The organism is Clostridium sp. E02 (assembly GCF_003833015.1).
Lineage (GTDB): Bacteria > Bacillota > Clostridia > Lachnospirales > Lachnospiraceae > Lacrimispora.
In genome coordinates this window covers 26,968-43,330 of the sequence record NZ_RJLQ01000013.1, presented here as the reverse complement: position 1 = coordinate 43,330, position 16,363 = coordinate 26,968, and the positions used below count along the sequence as shown (strand labels likewise).

At 41.6% G+C, this 16,363-nt stretch carries 11 protein-coding genes; 9 read left to right on the top strand and 2 right to left on the bottom strand.

Going from position 1 to position 16,363, the window contains the following annotated elements; all coding sequences use genetic code 11:
* The first annotated feature begins 7 nt into the window (after window positions 1-7).
* The 6 genes from rpoC to EFT72_RS11180 all read left to right on the top strand — a co-directional run bounded on the left by rpoC (window position 8) and on the right by EFT72_RS11180 (window position 11,233).
* Window positions 8-3,664 (top strand): DNA-directed RNA polymerase subunit beta', encoded by a 3,657-nt coding sequence (gene rpoC / locus EFT72_RS11205; RefSeq protein WP_124067005.1) that lies wholly within the window; start codon window positions 8-10, stop codon window positions 3,662-3,664.
* A gap of 318 nt (window positions 3,665-3,982) precedes the next feature.
* The gene (gene rpsL / locus EFT72_RS11200; RefSeq protein ID WP_124067004.1) at window positions 3,983-4,402 is read left to right on the top strand and encodes a 30S ribosomal protein S12; all 420 of its coding nucleotides are present in this window, start codon (window positions 3,983-3,985) and stop codon (window positions 4,400-4,402) included.
* A gap of 170 nt (window positions 4,403-4,572) precedes the next feature.
* Window positions 4,573-5,043, top strand: coding sequence for a 30S ribosomal protein S7 (gene rpsG / locus EFT72_RS11195; RefSeq protein WP_124067003.1), 471 nt, complete (start codon window positions 4,573-4,575; stop codon window positions 5,041-5,043).
* A gap of 15 nt (window positions 5,044-5,058) precedes the next feature.
* A complete protein-coding gene (fusA, locus tag EFT72_RS11190; protein ID WP_124067002.1) occupies window positions 5,059-7,179 on the top strand; it encodes an elongation factor G in 2,121 nt (706 codons plus the stop codon).
* A gap of 155 nt (window positions 7,180-7,334) precedes the next feature.
* Window positions 7,335-8,528 carry an elongation factor Tu gene (gene tuf, locus EFT72_RS11185; RefSeq protein ID WP_124067001.1) on the top strand — a complete coding sequence of 398 codons (1,194 nt, stop codon included), beginning with the start codon at window positions 7,335-7,337 and terminating at the stop codon, window positions 8,526-8,528.
* Window positions 8,529-9,523: 995 nt separating this feature from the next.
* A complete protein-coding gene (locus EFT72_RS11180) occupies window positions 9,524-11,233 on the top strand; it encodes a DUF5722 domain-containing protein (RefSeq protein ID WP_124067000.1) in 1,710 nt (569 codons plus the stop codon).
* 66 nt (window positions 11,234-11,299) lie between these two features.
* Here EFT72_RS11180 and EFT72_RS11175 read toward each other — a convergent pair whose 3' ends face one another.
* Window positions 11,300-12,604, bottom strand: a complete 1,305-nt coding sequence (locus EFT72_RS11175) for a S8 family peptidase (RefSeq protein WP_164473136.1) — start codon at window positions 12,602-12,604, stop codon at window positions 11,300-11,302.
* Between the two features lie 197 nt (window positions 12,605-12,801).
* Between EFT72_RS11175 and EFT72_RS11170 the strand changes: the two genes are divergently transcribed.
* Genes EFT72_RS11170 through EFT72_RS11160 form a run of 3 tightly spaced genes read left to right on the top strand, consistent with a single transcriptional unit; the run spans window position 12,802 to window position 15,443 of the window.
* Window positions 12,802-13,500, top strand: coding sequence for an N-acetylmannosamine-6-phosphate 2-epimerase (locus EFT72_RS11170; protein WP_124066999.1), 699 nt, complete (start codon window positions 12,802-12,804; stop codon window positions 13,498-13,500).
* 28 nt (window positions 13,501-13,528) lie between these two features.
* Window positions 13,529-14,383 (top strand): MurR/RpiR family transcriptional regulator, encoded by an 855-nt coding sequence (locus EFT72_RS11165; protein ID WP_124066998.1) that lies wholly within the window; start codon window positions 13,529-13,531, stop codon window positions 14,381-14,383.
* A 22-nt stretch (window positions 14,384-14,405) separates the two neighbouring features.
* Window positions 14,406-15,443 (top strand): acyltransferase family protein, encoded by a 1,038-nt coding sequence (locus EFT72_RS11160; protein WP_124066997.1) that lies wholly within the window; start codon window positions 14,406-14,408, stop codon window positions 15,441-15,443.
* An 8-nt stretch (window positions 15,444-15,451) separates the two neighbouring features.
* Here the strand turns inward: EFT72_RS11160 and EFT72_RS11155 are convergent, their stop codons facing one another.
* Window positions 15,452-16,315: a class I SAM-dependent methyltransferase gene (locus EFT72_RS11155; RefSeq protein ID WP_124066996.1), complete on the bottom strand. Its 864-nt coding sequence runs from the start codon at window positions 16,313-16,315 to the stop codon at window positions 15,452-15,454.
* Between the last annotated feature and the right edge of the window lie 48 nt (window positions 16,316-16,363).

Genomic DNA, 16,363 nt, shown 5'->3' with positions numbered 1-16,363 from the left:
ACCGCTTATGCCTGAGAATAACGAAACTTACCACCCAATGACATTTGATGCCATCAAGATTGGTCTGGCATCTCCGGAAAAGATACTGGAATGGTCCCATGGCGAGGTGAAGAAGCCAGAGACAATTAACTATAGGACTTTAAAGCCAGAAAAAGATGGTTTGTTCTGCGAACGAATCTTTGGACCGAGTAAGGACTGGGAATGCCATTGTGGTAAATATAAAAAAATTCGGTACAAAGGCGTTATCTGTGACCGATGTGGTGTTGAAGTAACAAAGGCCAGTGTCCGCAGAGAGCGTATGGGTCATATCAAACTTGCTGCTCCTGTTTCTCATATCTGGTATTTTAAGGGAATTCCCAGCCGTATGGGATTGATCCTTGATATCTCTCCAAGAACTTTGGAGAAGGTGCTTTACTTTGCATCTTATGTGGTATTGGATGCGGGAAATACCGGACTTCAGTATAAACAGGTGTTATCTGAAAAAGAGTATCGGGAAGAAAGCGACAAATATGGTTATGGTTCTTTCCGCGTTGGTATGGGGGCGGAAGCGGTATTAGAATTGCTTCGTTCCATTAATCTTGAAAAGGATTCGGAAGAACTGAAGAATGGTTTAAAAGAAGCAACCGGACAGAAACGTGCCAGGATAATCAAAAGACTGGAAGTTGTGGAAGCATTCCGCAACTCCGGAAACCTGCCGGAATGGATGATTATGACAGCAGTTCCAGTTATCCCTCCAGATATTCGCCCTATGGTTCAGCTTGATGGTGGTCGGTTCGCTACTTCTGATCTTAATGATCTATATAGAAGAATCATTAACCGCAACAACCGTTTGGCTCGTTTACTCGAACTTGGTGCTCCAGATATCATTGTTCGAAACGAGAAACGTATGCTTCAAGAAGCAGTAGATGCCCTGATTGACAACGGAAGACGGGGAAGACCCGTTACTGGTCCAGGAAACCGTGCCTTAAAATCCCTGTCTGATATGTTAAAGGGAAAACAGGGACGTTTCCGCCAGAACCTGTTAGGAAAGCGTGTTGATTATTCTGGACGTTCTGTTATCGTAGTAGGACCAGAACTTAAGATTTATCAGTGTGGTCTTCCGAAGGAGATGGCAATCGAGTTGTTCAAGCCTTTCGTTATGAAAGAATTGGTATCCAACGGAACCGCACATAATATTAAGAATGCGAAGAAGATGGTGGAACGTCTTCAGACAGAGGTATGGGATGTTCTGGAAGATGTAATCAAAGAGCATCCGGTTATGTTGAACCGTGCACCTACTCTTCATAGACTGGGAATCCAGGCGTTTGAGCCGATTCTGGTAGAAGGAAAAGCGATAAAACTCCACCCTCTTGTTTGTACCGCATTTAATGCCGACTTTGATGGGGATCAGATGGCGGTTCATCTGCCTCTTTCCGTAGAAGCACAGGCAGAATGCCGATTCCTGCTGTTATCTCCGAATAACCTGCTGAAACCATCTGACGGTGGTCCTGTGGCAGTTCCCTCTCAGGATATGGTTCTTGGTATTTACTATCTGACACAGGAACGTCCAGGAGCAAAAGGGGAAGGAATGGTCTTTAAAAGTGTAAATGAAGCCATTTTAGCTTATGAAAACCAGGCTGTTACCCTTCATTCCAGAATTAAGGCAAGAGTCAGCAAAAAGATGCCCGATGGAACGGTGAAAACTGGAGTTGTAGAATCGACGGTAGGGCGCTTCATCTTCAATGAGATTGTTCCTCAGGATCTTGGGTTTGTAGACCGTACCAATCCAGAGAATGAACTTTTGATGGAAGTGGATTTCCATGTAGGCAAGAAGCAGTGTAAGCAGATTCTTGAGAAAGTCATTAACGTTCATGGAGCAGTTCAGACAGCGGAAACTCTAGATGACATTAAAGCCATTGGTTATAAATATTCGACAAAGGCAGCTATGACGGTATCCATTTCTGATATGACTGTACCAGAGAGCAAACCGAAACTGATTGCAGAGGCTCAGGCAACGGTTGATCAGATCGCAAAGAATTACAGACGTGGTTTGATTACAGAAGAAGAGCGTTACAAAGAAGTAATTGACACATGGAAAACCACCGATGATCAGCTGACCCATGATCTGTTGACCGGACTGGATAAATACAACAATATTTATATGATGGCGGATTCCGGAGCTCGTGGTTCTGACAAGCAGATCAAACAGCTTGCAGGTATGCGTGGACTTATGGCAGATACAACCGGTCACACCATTGAACTTCCAATTAAATCCAACTTCCGTGAGGGTCTTGATGTATTGGAGTACTTTATCTCTGCTCATGGAGCCCGAAAAGGACTTTCCGATACCGCACTTCGTACTGCCGATTCCGGTTATTTAACCAGACGTCTGGTAGACGTATCTCAGGATATGATTATCCGGGATATTGATTGCGGGGAAGGCGATGAATATCCATTTATGGAAATCAAGGCATTTACAGATGGTGAGGAAGTTATTGAGGGATTGGAAGAACGTCTAACTGGACGGTTTATCGCTGAAACCATTACAGATCCGGATACGGGAGAGATTATAGCTCGAGAAAATCACATGTGTACGCCGAAGCGTGCGGCTGCAGTTATGAAAGTTCTAAATAAGTTGGGACGGGATTCGGTTAAGATCCGTACCGTTTTAACCTGTAAAGCCCATCACGGAGTTTGTGCGAAGTGTTACGGAGCCAATATGGCAACCGGACAGCCGGTTCAGGTAGGTGAAGCAGTTGGAATCATAGCTGCACAGTCTATCGGAGAGCCAGGAACCCAGTTGACCATGCGTACCTTCCATACAGGCGGTGTTGCTGGTGGAGATATCACACAGGGTCTTCCTCGTGTCGAGGAACTTTTTGAGGCACGTAAGCCCAAGGGTCTTGCAATCATTGCAGAGTTCGGCGGCGTTATGGTGATTAAGGATACGAAGAAAAAACGTGAAATCATCATTACAGATAATGAGACTGGAAATTCAAAGACCTATCTGATCCCTTACGGTTCGAGAATTAAGGTCCAGGACGGACAGGTGCTTGAGGCTGGTGATGAGTTGACGGAAGGTAGTGTTAATCCACATGATATCCTGAAAATTAAGGGAGTTCGTGCGGTTCAGGATTATATGATTCAAGAAGTACAGCGCGTGTATCGTCTTCAGGGTGTTGAGATTAATGATAAGCATGTGGAGATGATTGTAAGACAGATGCTTAAGAAAATCAAAATCGAAGAAGGTGGAGACAGCACAGTTCTACCTGGAACTTCTATGGATGTTCTTGATTATAATGACTTAAATGAAGCACTTATTAAAGAAGGAAAAGAACCTGCGGATGGAAAACAGGTTATGCTTGGTATCACAAAAGCATCTCTGGCTACAGATTCATTCTTATCTGCCGCTTCATTCCAGGAGACCACAAAGGTGCTAACAGAAGCAGCGATTAATGGAAAAGTCGATCATCTGATCGGGTTGAAGGAAAATGTAATTATTGGTAAACCGATTCCGGCGGGTACTGGTATGAGACGTTACCGTGACATTACTTTAAGCACAGATGCAGAGTATGAAAAAGAGGATGAAATCCTCCTAGATGAAGATGAGATCCTGCTTTCCGAAGATGGATTTGAGGAAGCAGAAGAGATTTTAGCCATTAGTGAAAGTGAAATAGAAGAATAAAGCAAAAGATGCCCTGACTTATTTGCTGTCAGGGCGTCTTTTATCACATAGGAAATCAAGTCCTATGTGATAAAAAGCTCTTCGGGCAGAATGCGCATGAAGCTTAAGAATATATTACGATATGGACAGCGCGTCTGCTTTAGAGTCTAACTTGCCAGACATATTCTAAATTGAGAATTGACAATAGTAAAAAAAAACTTGACAGAAAAATACAAAATGGATATAATGATTAGGCGTGCATAGACGCGTCATGTTTTTGTGCGTAAATTGAGCTGAAGATAACAGCAACCACAGACAATATCACAGGAGGTGAATGGAATGCCAACATTTAACCAGTTAGTAAAAAAGGGAAGACAGACAGGCGTTAAGAAATCCACAGCACCAGCTTTGCAGAAGGGTTATAACTCTTTGCAGAAGAAGGCGACTAATGTTTCTGCTCCTCAAAAAAGAGGCGTTTGTACCGCAGTTAAGACTGCAACCCCTAAAAAACCTAACTCCGCTCTTAGAAAGATCGCAAGAGTTCGTCTTTCTAACGGGATCGAAGTAACAAGTTACATCCCAGGTGAAGGTCATAACCTTCAGGAGCATAGCGTTGTATTAATCCGCGGCGGTAGAGTAAAAGACTTACCAGGTACAAGATACCATATCGTAAGAGGTACTCTCGATACTGCAGGAGTAGCCAACAGAAGACAGGCTCGTTCCAAGTACGGTGCGAAGAGACCAAAAGACAAGAAATAATACCACACATTTGAAAACTAGTGCCGGACTTTTGATATTGAACCTGTAGGTTGCAGGATTATATATAGAAACCGAGCGCGAACGCAACTTCAATGTTTGTGAGTACCGAGGATCTAATGAATAGCTGTTTATCCGTAAGGAAAGACGGCGATATTAAGGAGGGAAGTAACGTGCCACGTAAAGGACATACTCAAAAAAGAGACGTATTAGCAGATCCGATTTACAACAGCAAGGTTGTTACGAAGTTAATTAACAACATTATGCTAGATGGTAAAAGGGGTGTTGCTCAGAAAATTGTATACGGCGCATTTGGCCGTGTCGAAGAAAAAACAGGTAAAACAGCTGTTGAAGTATTTGAAGAAGCAATGAACAACATTATGCCTGTACTTGAAGTAAAGGCAAAACGTATCGGTGGAGCTACTTACCAGGTACCGATCGAAGTAAGAACAGAGAGAAGACAGACTTTAGGCCTGAGATGGATTACTCTGTACTCTCGTAAGAGAGGCGAAAAGACTCAGGAAGAAAGACTTGCAAATGAGATCTTGGATGCAGCTAACAACACTGGTGCTTCTGTAAAGAAGAAAGAAGATATGCACAAGATGGCTGAAGCAAACAAGGCATTTGCTCATTACAGATTCTAATAGGAGGACAAGGCTTTGGCTGGAAGAGAATATCCATTGGAAAGAACTAGAAATATTGGTATTATGGCCCATATCGATGCAGGTAAGACTACATTGACGGAGCGTATCCTCTATTATTCTGGTGTAAATTACAAAATTGGTGATACTCATGAAGGTACTGCTACCATGGATTGGATGGAACAGGAACAGGAAAGAGGAATCACAATTACTTCAGCTGCTACGACCTGTCATTGGACAATGCGCGAAATGACCAAAGAAAAGCCAGGTGCGCTGGAACATCGTATTAACATTATCGATACTCCAGGACACGTTGACTTTACCGTGGAAGTAGAACGTTCCCTGCGTGTATTAGATGGCGCTGTTGGCGTTTTCTGTGCCAAGGGCGGTGTTGAACCGCAGTCCGAGAATGTATGGCGTCAGGCTGATACCTACAACGTACCCCGTATGGCATTCATCAATAAGATGGATATCATGGGTGCGAATTTTTACGGAGCTGTAGATCAGATCAAGAGTCGTTTAGGCAAGAACACGATCTGTATTCAGCTTCCCATCGGAGCAGAAGATGATTTTGCAGGAATCATTGATTTGTTTGAGATGAAGGCTTATATCTACAACGATGACAAAGGTGATGACATCACAGTTGCTGATATCCCAGAGGATATGAAAGATGATGCAGAACTTTATCGTGCAGAATTAGTAGAGAAAATCTGTGAATTAGACGATGATCTGATGATGCAGTATTTAGAAGGGGAAGAGCCTTCAAACGAAGATTTAAAGAAAGTGTTAAGAATAGCTACCTGTAACTGTACTGCTATCCCAGTATGTTGCGGAAGTGCATATAGAAACAAAGGAGTACAGAAACTTCTTGATGCAATTCTTGAATTTATGCCAGCTCCTACTGACATCGCTTCGATTAAGGGTGTTGATATGGACGGGAATGAGATCGAGAGACATTCATCTGACGATGAACCATTTGCAGCTCTTGCATTTAAGATCATGACGGATCCGTTCGTTGGTAAGCTTGCATTCTTCCGTGTATATTCCGGTGTTATGAATTCCGGTTCTTATGTACTGAATGCAACCAAAGGCAAAAAAGAACGTGTTGGCCGTATCTTGCAGATGCATGCGAACAAGAGATCAGAGTTAGACAGAGTGTATTCCGGTGATATCGCAGCAGCTGTTGGATTTAAAGTAACATCCACTGGTGATACGATCTGTGATGAACAGCATCCGGTAATTCTTGAATCCATGGAATTCCCAGAGCCAGTTATCGATATCGCAATCGAGCCTAAGACCAAAGCTGGTCAGGGCAAGATGGGTGAAGCATTGGCTAAACTTTCAGAAGAAGATCCTACTTTCCGTGCGAAGACCAATCAGGAAACTGGTCAGGTTATCATCTCCGGAATGGGTGAACTTCATCTGGAAATCATCGTAGATCGTCTGCTTCGTGAATTTAACGTTGAAGCAAACGTAGGTGCTCCTCAGGTTGCATACAAGGAATCCTTTACAAAGACCGTTGAAATCGATAGTAAGTATGCGAAACAGTCTGGTGGACGTGGACAATATGGACACTGTAAGGTTCGCTTTGAACCAATGGATGCCAATGGCGAAGAACTGTTTAAGTTTGAGTCAGCGGTAGTCGGCGGATCAATTCCAAAAGAGTACATTCCTGCAGTTGGGGAAGGTATTGAGGAAGCGACCAAAGCTGGTATACTGGGTGGATTCCCAGTGGTTGGTGTAAAGGCTACTGTATATGATGGTTCTTATCATGATGTCGATTCCAGTGAGATGGCATTCCACATTGCTGGTTCCATGGCATTTAAAGATGCGATGAACAAGGGTGGATCCATTCTTCTTGAACCAATCATGAAAGTAGAAGTAACTATGCCGGAAGATTACATGGGTGACGTTATCGGAGATATTAACTCCCGCCGTGGCCGTATCGAAGGTATGGAAGACATCGGCGGTGGTAAGATGATCAAAGCATATGTACCGCTTTCCGAAATGTTTGGCTACTCTACTGATTTACGGTCCAGAACTCAAGGCCGTGGTAACTTCTCTATGTTCTTTGAGAAATATGAGCAGGTACCGAAGAGTGTACAGGAAAAAGTACTTTCAGAGAAAAAGGGTAATTAATACCGAATAGGTTCTACTGGATTTCGGGCGGATAAGTCCGTCCTGGAATCCGTTAAATAAGGTTGAAAATAGTGCATAAATAGCATATAATAAAAAACAGCCTAACATTAAAACAACGCTCTGGAAAGAGCATATATTAAGGAGGACGTTATAAAATGGCTAAAGCTAAGTTTGAAAGAAACAAAACCCATTGTAACATTGGTACCATCGGACACGTTGATCATGGTAAAACTACTTTAACAGCTGCTATCACAAAGACTCTTCATGAGAGATTAGGTACTGGTGAATCAGTAAGCTTCGAGAATATCGATAAGGCACCAGAGGAGAGAGAGCGTGGTATCACAATTTCAACTTCTCACGTAGAGTATGAGACAGAGACAAGACATTATGCACACGTTGACTGCCCAGGACATGCTGATTACGTTAAGAACATGATTACTGGTGCTGCTCAGATGGATGGAGCTATTTTAGTTGTAGCTGCTACTGATGGTGTTATGGCTCAGACAAGAGAGCATATCCTGCTTTCTCGTCAGGTAGGTGTTCCTTACATCGTTGTATTCATGAACAAATGTGATATGGTTGATGATGAAGAATTACTTGAATTAGTAGACATGGAGATCCGTGAGCTCTTAGATGAGTACGAATTCCCAGGCGATGATACACCAATCATCCAGGGTTCTGCATTAAAGGCTCTTGAAGATCCTTCCAGCAATTGGGGAGATAAAATCCTTGAATTAATGAAATCAGTTGATGAATTCATTCCTGATCCAGTTCGTGAAACTGATAAGCCATTCTTAATGCCAGTAGAGGATGTTTTCTCTATTACAGGCCGTGGTACAGTTGCAACTGGTAGAGTAGAGCGTGGAACATTACACGTATCTGACGAAGTTGAAATCGTTGGTATTCACGAAGAAACACGTAAAGTTGTTGTAACTGGTATTGAGATGTTCCGTAAGTTACTGGACGAAGCTCAGGCTGGTGATAACATCGGTGCATTACTTCGTGGTGTTCAGAGAGAAGAAATCGAAAGAGGACAGTGTCTTTGCAAACCTAGTTCAATTACTTGTCATAAGAAATTTACCGCTCAGGTTTATGTTTTAACAAAAGATGAAGGTGGACGTCATACTCCTTTCTTCAACAACTACAGACCTCAGTTTTACTTCAGAACAACTGACGTAACTGGTGTATGTGATTTACCAGAAGGCACAGAAATGTGTATGCCTGGTGACAACGTTGAAATGACTGTAGAGTTAATTCATCCAATCGCTATGGAGCAGGGTCTTCGTTTCGCTATCCGTGAAGGTGGACGTACTGTAGGTTCAGGAAGAGTTGCTACTATCGTTGAATAATTAAATTTAAAAGCCGAGCCCTTTGTTTATGAGGGTTTCGGCTTTTTCTTTGTTTTGTGGGACTAAAATGGTACTATTATAAGGAATCGAATTTCTGGAGGAGTTGCGACGGTCGCAACAGATTAGGAGAGCTTGAGATTTTCCGTTCCTACCAGAGGACGAGCTCATAACTGCTTTGGGCGATGGCCGGAGATTTTCGTACCTCATGACGAAAAGGACGTTTATCCCTCACCGATTGTAAAGGTCAAATAAATATTGTGGACCTTGGAATTATATGGTAATATGATTTCAGGAGTAACCGAATACAGGGTGGAACCTTCCAGCTTTTATGTCTTTACGTCATAACGAGATGGGAGGTGGTGTCGGATATGTTTTCTTTTGCAGACGTGCTTTTATTTGCAACTTTTATCTTGGCATTGCTGACTTACATAGATAAGTTAAAAAAATAGCCTACCCTGCTGCGAACAGGATAGGCGGTGTCCATTAGGACATTTGCTTTTTCTGGGAGCTTCCACTTTGTGTGGCGGTTACTCTTTGTAGTTCTAATATATCATATCGTATGATTCATTTCAATGGTTTAATATAAACTTATGTAACTTTAATATGTAGACTTGTTAATTCACTTTGTATTATCCATATAGATCATAGAACCTGTCGAAAGATGGGTGTTTTCTTTTATAAAATGGTACTACAAAATCAGGCATTGCAAATAGAACAAACTTTCGATAAAAACATCATAAAAACGATTAGAAACACTGCTTTCAAGGGCTTACAAACGCTCTTAAGAAGAGTTGCTACTATCGTTGGATAATTAAATTAAAAAGCCGAATTTTAAGTGGCGGTAAATATGTGGTTATGCCAATTAAGCACTAACCTCAAACTTGAATCAATTACAGATTCCTTACAAATAAGTAATAAAAACGTTATTGTAAATATAAGGGAAATTGGTTATTATGGTATGGTATCTAATTACCTTTACATGGAGGAATCGGAAAATGAAAGTAAAAATATTAGGCAGGGCCTTAACTGGATTTCTAACTGCTGCGATGTTATGCTGTTTTACTGCCTTTCTATCACTGGCAGATGAGAATACAAATCAACAGGTAGAACCGGAACAAGTATTTATGGATACACAGGCCGTGATCCAATCCTGTCTGATCGGTACGGATAAGAATACTGTAACATTAAAGGTGTCCAATCAAGCGCCGGTGGAGGGTACAGATGGTGTATTGTATCTTGTAGAACTTCAACCCTACCAGGATAATCTGGATGGAAGAACCGATTATTTAGCATCATCAGCTCCCGGAAGTTCAGTAACCTTCACGTTTCCATTGGCTCGCAATACGGCTAGCGACAGATTATACAGTAAATTTGTGGTAGCTGTCTGGGATGGAACAAAATACATTGAAATCAGCAAACCACATTACATTACCAACCCTGAGATTGTAGCGGAAAATCAAGAAAAATTCAGTGATCCTTTGACGAAGAAGGGATTAAATATTCAGCTTAACATGCTGGGAGATGCCTTCGATTTGGGAGTAAAGCATGTAGCGACCAACATATCCTTTCACCAGATTTTAGGACAGGGAATTGAATACCAGTATGATGGAAAGACCTATCATTTTGATGAGAATGCCATCAAAAGTTATGATGAGACCATTAGTGCATTGTCAGGAAAAGGGATGACAGTAACTGCAATTATTTTAAATGGCTGGAATGAAGCAGCACCAGATCTGGTTTATCCTGGAACGAAAAAGAATTCAAAAGCTTTTTATTACATGTTTAACGTAGCAACTCCCAAGGGATTAGACCAAACTAAAGCTATCGCTTCATTTCTGGCAGAACGTTATAATGGCTCCAATCCAAACGCTGGTAAGATTTCCAACTGGATTGTAGGGAATGAAATCAACAATCAGCAATGGAATTATGTAGGAGATATGGAAATCAACCGCTATGTGAAAGCATATCAGGATGTATTTCGGGTTTTTTATACTGCCATTAAAAGTACCAGTGCTAATGATCGGGTTTATTATTCCCTTGATTATAACTGGAAGAACGAGATTGACAACAAACAAAAATACGGTGGAAAAGATATTGTAGATCATTTCAACGCTCTTGCGAATGAACAGGGGCAGATGGATTGGGGATTATCCTACCATCCATACCCATGTCCCATGACAGAGCCGGAATTCTGGGATGATGATAAGACAGGTTTGATCACTAATGATTTTAATTCTCCTGTTATTAATTTCAAGAATCTAAACACACTAACGGATTATATGGCTCAGGATAGCTTAAAATCTCCAAGTGGGAACGTTCGCCACATTATATTGACAGAACAGGGATTTACTGCTACCAGTCAGTCAAGAGGGAAGATTCCTCAGGTTCAGGCGGCTGCGTATGCTTATTCCTATTATATGGTTGACAGCAATCCTTATATTGATGCTTATATTTTAAGTCGACAGGTGGATGCACCATCCGAAGTTCGAAGTGGATTATCTTTTGGACTTTGGGAATGTAGGATGGATCGGGGCGATGATATTGTAGCAACAAGACGTCGTAAGATATGGCAGGTGTTCCGTGATATTGATAAGAAAAAATACACATTAGAATCTTCTGAATTTGCGAAATCTATAATCGGAATTGATAACTGGTCTGATGTGATTCCCAATTTCCGATGGGAATATCAAGAGAATAAGAAATGATATAAGCACAAGCAGAAAATCAATAAAAGACAGGGCAGAAGAAGTTATTTCTTTCTGCCCTGTCTTTTATTGTCCCCAGGTCAATGCGCCGTACGCATCCAACAAACCACCGCTGACTGTTTTTCCTGCCAGTGCATCTGTTTTTTTACTAGAGCTTATTAATATAGATTTCACTTCAAGTAGAGAAAGATCCTTACGATAGGAGTAAAGCATAGCAGCAACCCCGGTTACCATTGGGGCGGCCATGGAGGTGCCACTCATAAAACCATAAGAATTATCTGGAATGGTACTGAGTATATAAGTTCCCGGTGCTGCAAGGTCAACACTTTTTGCTCCATAATTAGAATCCTCGCTTAACGTTCCATCAAACAGGAGGTTAGCGACGGAAATGACATTGTCATAGGGAAGAGAAGCTGGATACACGGGATGTTCATCTGTATCATAGCCAAGGCCTGAGACTCCACCATTTCCACAAGATACAACAAATAACATGTTAGAATTGTGAATCGTATCAGCCAGTTCTTTGCTATATGCCGTAGTCCCCATGCTCAGATTGCAGATAGATGCCCCATTGGCTTCTGCATAACGGATCGCCTCTATGACTTTAGAGGGAGAACCGATCCCTTCCGATCCGCCTAATGCTTTTATTGGCATGATCTTAACATAATGGTTGTCTGTAATGCCGGCTATGCCATAATTACCCCTTGCTGCACTGACAGTACCAGCAGCATGGGTGCCGTGACTGTCCTCCTCCCCAGTAAAAACTTGATTGTTACCAGAGTAGAAGTTCCATCCATGAATATCATCAATATAACCATTCTCGTCATCGTCGATCCCATCTCCGTCAATTTCACCAGGATTGGTCCAGATGGCATGTTTTAACTCCCTGTGGTTAATATCAATCCCTGTATCGATAATAGCTACAATTACGCTTCGTTTCTCAGACTGTTTGTCGTATAATTCCCAGGCAGGCTGTATGTTAATATCAATCCCCGGGACTGCTTTTGTTACTTTTGATTCATAATCATTGGGACCAGGTTGTTGTGTGTGGCCGCCCCCAAACGAAGATGGTCCAGAATATAGATCATCTACAGCTTTGAATTTTGATACCATTTCCACAAGACGGAGTTCTCCATCGTTTTTCAGACCCCATTGATAGGTGGAAAACTGATCCGCAGGGGATAGATTAATAAGACCAGGTCCAAGTGCCATGGTATGAAGGGGGGCTTGTCTTAAGTTAGAGGAAAATATATGTATCTTTTGATCATTTGATTCCATTTTGTCTATTTGGTTGACTTGGCTGTTGCATAAATACATTCCTATAAAAAGAACTGCCAAAGAAAGGCAAACAGCACGAACTCTCTTATTCATGATTTATTCTCCTTTATAATCGTTGGATCCATAAGATTTTATTCATTATACCATAATCCCTACGCGAAGTACTTGAAAAATATGTAAATAATTCATTAATTTTACAGATATTACTATTAAACTATAAAAAACCAGTATAGGATAATTTTTTCAGATGTGATATGATGAAAGAAATGAACGTGGAAAGGATATACAGCATGAAACAGAAGGTGCTTAGCAGATTAAAAGGTGGTCTGATTGTTTCTTGTCAGGCACTGGAATCAGAGCCTCTTTACAGTTCTTATATAATGTCACGTATGGCCGTTGCGGCGGTGCAGGGAGGCGCAGTGGGAATTCGTGCCAACTCAGTTGCAGATATTTTGGAGATAAAAAAGAGCGTTTCTGTTCCTGTCATTGGATTGATTAAAAAGGAATATAAAGACAGTGAAGTTTTTATCACTCCAACAATGGAGGAAGTTCAAAAGCTGATTTCTAGTGGCGTAGAAATTATTGCTATGGATGGAACCGGAAGGCTTCGCCCGAATGGTCAAAGTCTGGCTGATTTTTGGAGGGTGGTCAAAGAACAATATCCAAACCAGCTATTCATGGCTGATTGCTCGAATTATGAAGAGGGGATTATAGCTGCAAAGCTGGGATTTGATCTGATTGGGACAACGTTACGAGGATATACGCAAGATACCATACACATCAGACTGCCTGACGTAAAGCTGGTAGAAAGTCTCTCAAAGGCAGTAAGCGAACCCGTAATTGCAGAGGGGGGTATTATGTCACCCCAACAATTGAAATTAGCCTTTCAGGCCGGTGCGTTTGCAGCCGTAGTGGGCACTGCGATTACAAGACCCAGAGAAATAACTGGATATTTTATAGATGGGTCTGGATGCAGGAAAACAAACTAAAGAAGGAATAGAAAGGAGTGTGAAATTAATGCAGTTAGATTTTTTGACCAGAATTCGGACAGAATACAACCAATTTACCAGGGCTGAAAAGAAAGTAGCTGATTACATTTTACAAAACACCAGAGATGTGTTGTTTATGTCGATAACCGATTTGGCAGATGCATGTGAGGTGGGGGATACTAGTGTATTTCGTTTCTGCAAGACCTTAGAATTAAAAGGATATCAGGAGTTTAAGATGATGCTGTCTTTGAGTCTACATGAAGATGAGAATGAACAAGGACGGTTGGAAGGAGATATCTCCCTGTCCGACTCCTTTCAAGAGATATCAAGGAAAGTGTTAAACACCAATATGAGAGCACTGGAAGAAACGTATTCTTTATTAAATGAAGATTCTTTTCACTTGGCAGTTGAATCTCTATACCAGGCGAATAGAATCAGTTTTTTTGGAGTAGGGACCAGTATGATATCAGCTTTAAAGGCATTTAATAAGTTCCTAAGAATTGAACCTAAGGTTTCCTGTGTGCAGGATTCCCATATGCAGGCAATGGCTGCAACTATGTTGCAAAAAGGAGATGCTGCGGTTTTATTTTCTTATTCCGGTGCGACAAAAGACACCATCCATGCGGCAGAACTGGCGAAAAAGGCAGGAGCTGTTGTCATTTGTATTACTAGGTTCGTTAAATCTCCTCTTACAGTCTTTTCCGATATAACACTTTTGTGTGGTTCCAACGAAGGCCCTCTTCAGGGAGGTTCCACATCCTCTGAAATCAGTCAGTTATTTCTCATAGATTTGTTATATACGGAATATTATAGAAGATATTACGAGACGTGTAAGCGAAATAACGAAAAAGCTTCCGCATCGGTTTTGGATAAGATGTGTTAATAAAGAAAGAAGGAGGACCCGAATGGAAGAGAAATACTTCAAAAATAAGATCATCTGGTTTACATTTCTTTACAGCCTTCTGGTAATCTGGGTCCATTCCTATAATGCAGTCCTGTTCCTTGGTAAGACAAGCAGTGCTTACCAGATTGACTGGCTGGAACGATTTTTGGGTGACACGATGGCTCAGATTGCAGTTCCAGGTTTTTTCTTAATCTCTTCTTATCTTTTTTTTCGAGGGTTTTCTTTGGATAGGACCTGGGTGAAATATAAATCCAGGATCAAAAGTGTTGTGGTGCCTTATGTCAGCTGGAATTTTCTTTACTACTTTGGTTATGTAATAGGAAGCCGTCTTCCCTTTCTCTCTCAGGTGATCGGGAAAGGAAAAGTACCCTTTACTTTTTTTGAGTCGGTCAACGCGATTCTTCAGTATCGGTATAATTATGTATTCTGGTATTTGAATCAGCTTATTCTATTAATTATACTTGCACCTTTGATCTATCTGATTGTGAAAAAGAAATTGTACGGAGGTTTATTTCTGGGAGGGGTTTTTGCAACGATCTATATGGGATTTGGACTTTCATTCTTAAATCTAGATGCTCTTTTTTATTATACAGCCGGAGCATTTGCTGCAGTTCATGGAAAACATATAGTTGAGAAATCGTTTCAAAGAAAATATCTGGTCGTGGGAATTATTACGCTCGTGTCGGCCTTACTGATTCGAAAAGTGGACTTTCCGGGAGATATTAGGGGAGAGCTTGCAGTTTCAACGGTATGTTACCGTCTTTTATTTCCCGCAGGTTTGTGGCTTGTCATACCGGGGAACTATTTAAAGAAGCCAAAGGATTGGATGAAACAAAACTTTTTTTTGTATGCCACTCATTTTTCCATGGTTCGTTTCATAAATAAAGCGGGAGCTTTGCTGCTCCCGCCAGTACCGGCAATACCGTTTATTCTATATCTAACTATGCCAGTAATCTGTGTTTGTGTCAGTTATCAAATCAGCCGATTTCTAAGGGCATATATTCCAGCTGTTTGGAATTATTTAAATGGTGGGAGATGATTGAGTCATCAACGGTCAGATGACCATCTTCCAGACGCACCACAGGGCAGAACCAGCCCGTTTTTAACTGGGAGTCCAACTTCGTCAGACTGAACGTTACCTCCGAATTTTGCGAACACCTCAACGGAAATCAGATAAGAAAGTACGGAAGGAGCAAGTCCAGTGGTATATGAGTTAATCAAGAAAAATAAGGGCGAATCCGATAAAAGTTGAGCGCATAGCTTAACCAAAGGATGAATCGCTTCTTCGATTTTCCAGATCTCACCTTTGGGGCCTCTTCCATAGGAAGGAGGGTCCATAATAATCGCATCATAATGGTTGCCCCTTCGAATTTCCCGTTCTACAAATTTCACACAATCATCTACGATCCAACGGATGGAAGTGGATTCTAGTCCCGATGACTTGGCATTTTCCTTCGCCCAGCTTACCATTCCTTTTGAGGCATCTACATGGGTAACCATAGCACCTGCCTCAGCTGCGGCGAGAGTTGCGCCACCTGTATAGGCAAACAGGTTTAAAACCTTGATAGGCCGGTTTGCTTTCCTGATTTTATCCCCAAACCAGTCCCAGTTAGCTGCCTGTTCTGGGAAAAGTCCAGTGTGTTTAAAACTGAAAGGTTTTAATTGAAAGGTTAAATTTTTATAGTTAACGGTCCATTGCTCTGGCAGGTTAAAAAACTCCCATTCTCCGCCGCCTTTTGGGCTTCGGTGATAATGTCCATTTTTCTTTAACCAGCCTGGGTCCTTTTTTTTGGTGGACCAGATGACTTGAGGGTCTGGACGTATCAGAAGATACTTTCCCCAACGCTCCAATTTCTCTCCTTCTGAACAGTCTATCACTTCATAATCGCTCCAGCCGTCTGCAATCCACATAATTCGTGCCGCCTTTCTATTTACTCATTCATTTCATGATTCTATGAT

What these genes read in the sequence shown, in the direction of transcription:
- EFT72_RS11160 (WP_124066997.1), top strand. Translation starts at nt 14,406, where the DNA reads ATGGAAGAGAAATACTTCAAAAATAAGATCATCTGGTTTACATTTCTT.
- rpoC (WP_124067005.1), top strand. Translation starts at nt 8, where the DNA reads ATGCCTGAGAATAACGAAACTTACCACCCAATGACATTTGATGCCATC.
- EFT72_RS11175 (WP_164473136.1), bottom strand. Translation starts at nt 12,604, where the DNA reads ATGAATAAGAGAGTTCGTGCTGTTTGCCTTTCTTTGGCAGTTCTTTTT.
- rpsL (WP_124067004.1), top strand. Translation starts at nt 3,983, where the DNA reads ATGCCAACATTTAACCAGTTAGTAAAAAAGGGAAGACAGACAGGCGTT.
- EFT72_RS11165 (WP_124066998.1), top strand. Translation starts at nt 13,529, where the DNA reads ATGCAGTTAGATTTTTTGACCAGAATTCGGACAGAATACAACCAATTT.
- EFT72_RS11180 (WP_124067000.1), top strand. Translation starts at nt 9,524, where the DNA reads ATGAAAGTAAAAATATTAGGCAGGGCCTTAACTGGATTTCTAACTGCT.
- tuf (WP_124067001.1), top strand. Translation starts at nt 7,335, where the DNA reads ATGGCTAAAGCTAAGTTTGAAAGAAACAAAACCCATTGTAACATTGGT.
- EFT72_RS11155 (WP_124066996.1), bottom strand. Translation starts at nt 16,315, where the DNA reads ATGTGGATTGCAGACGGCTGGAGCGATTATGAAGTGATAGACTGTTCA.
- EFT72_RS11170 (WP_124066999.1), top strand. Translation starts at nt 12,802, where the DNA reads ATGAAACAGAAGGTGCTTAGCAGATTAAAAGGTGGTCTGATTGTTTCT.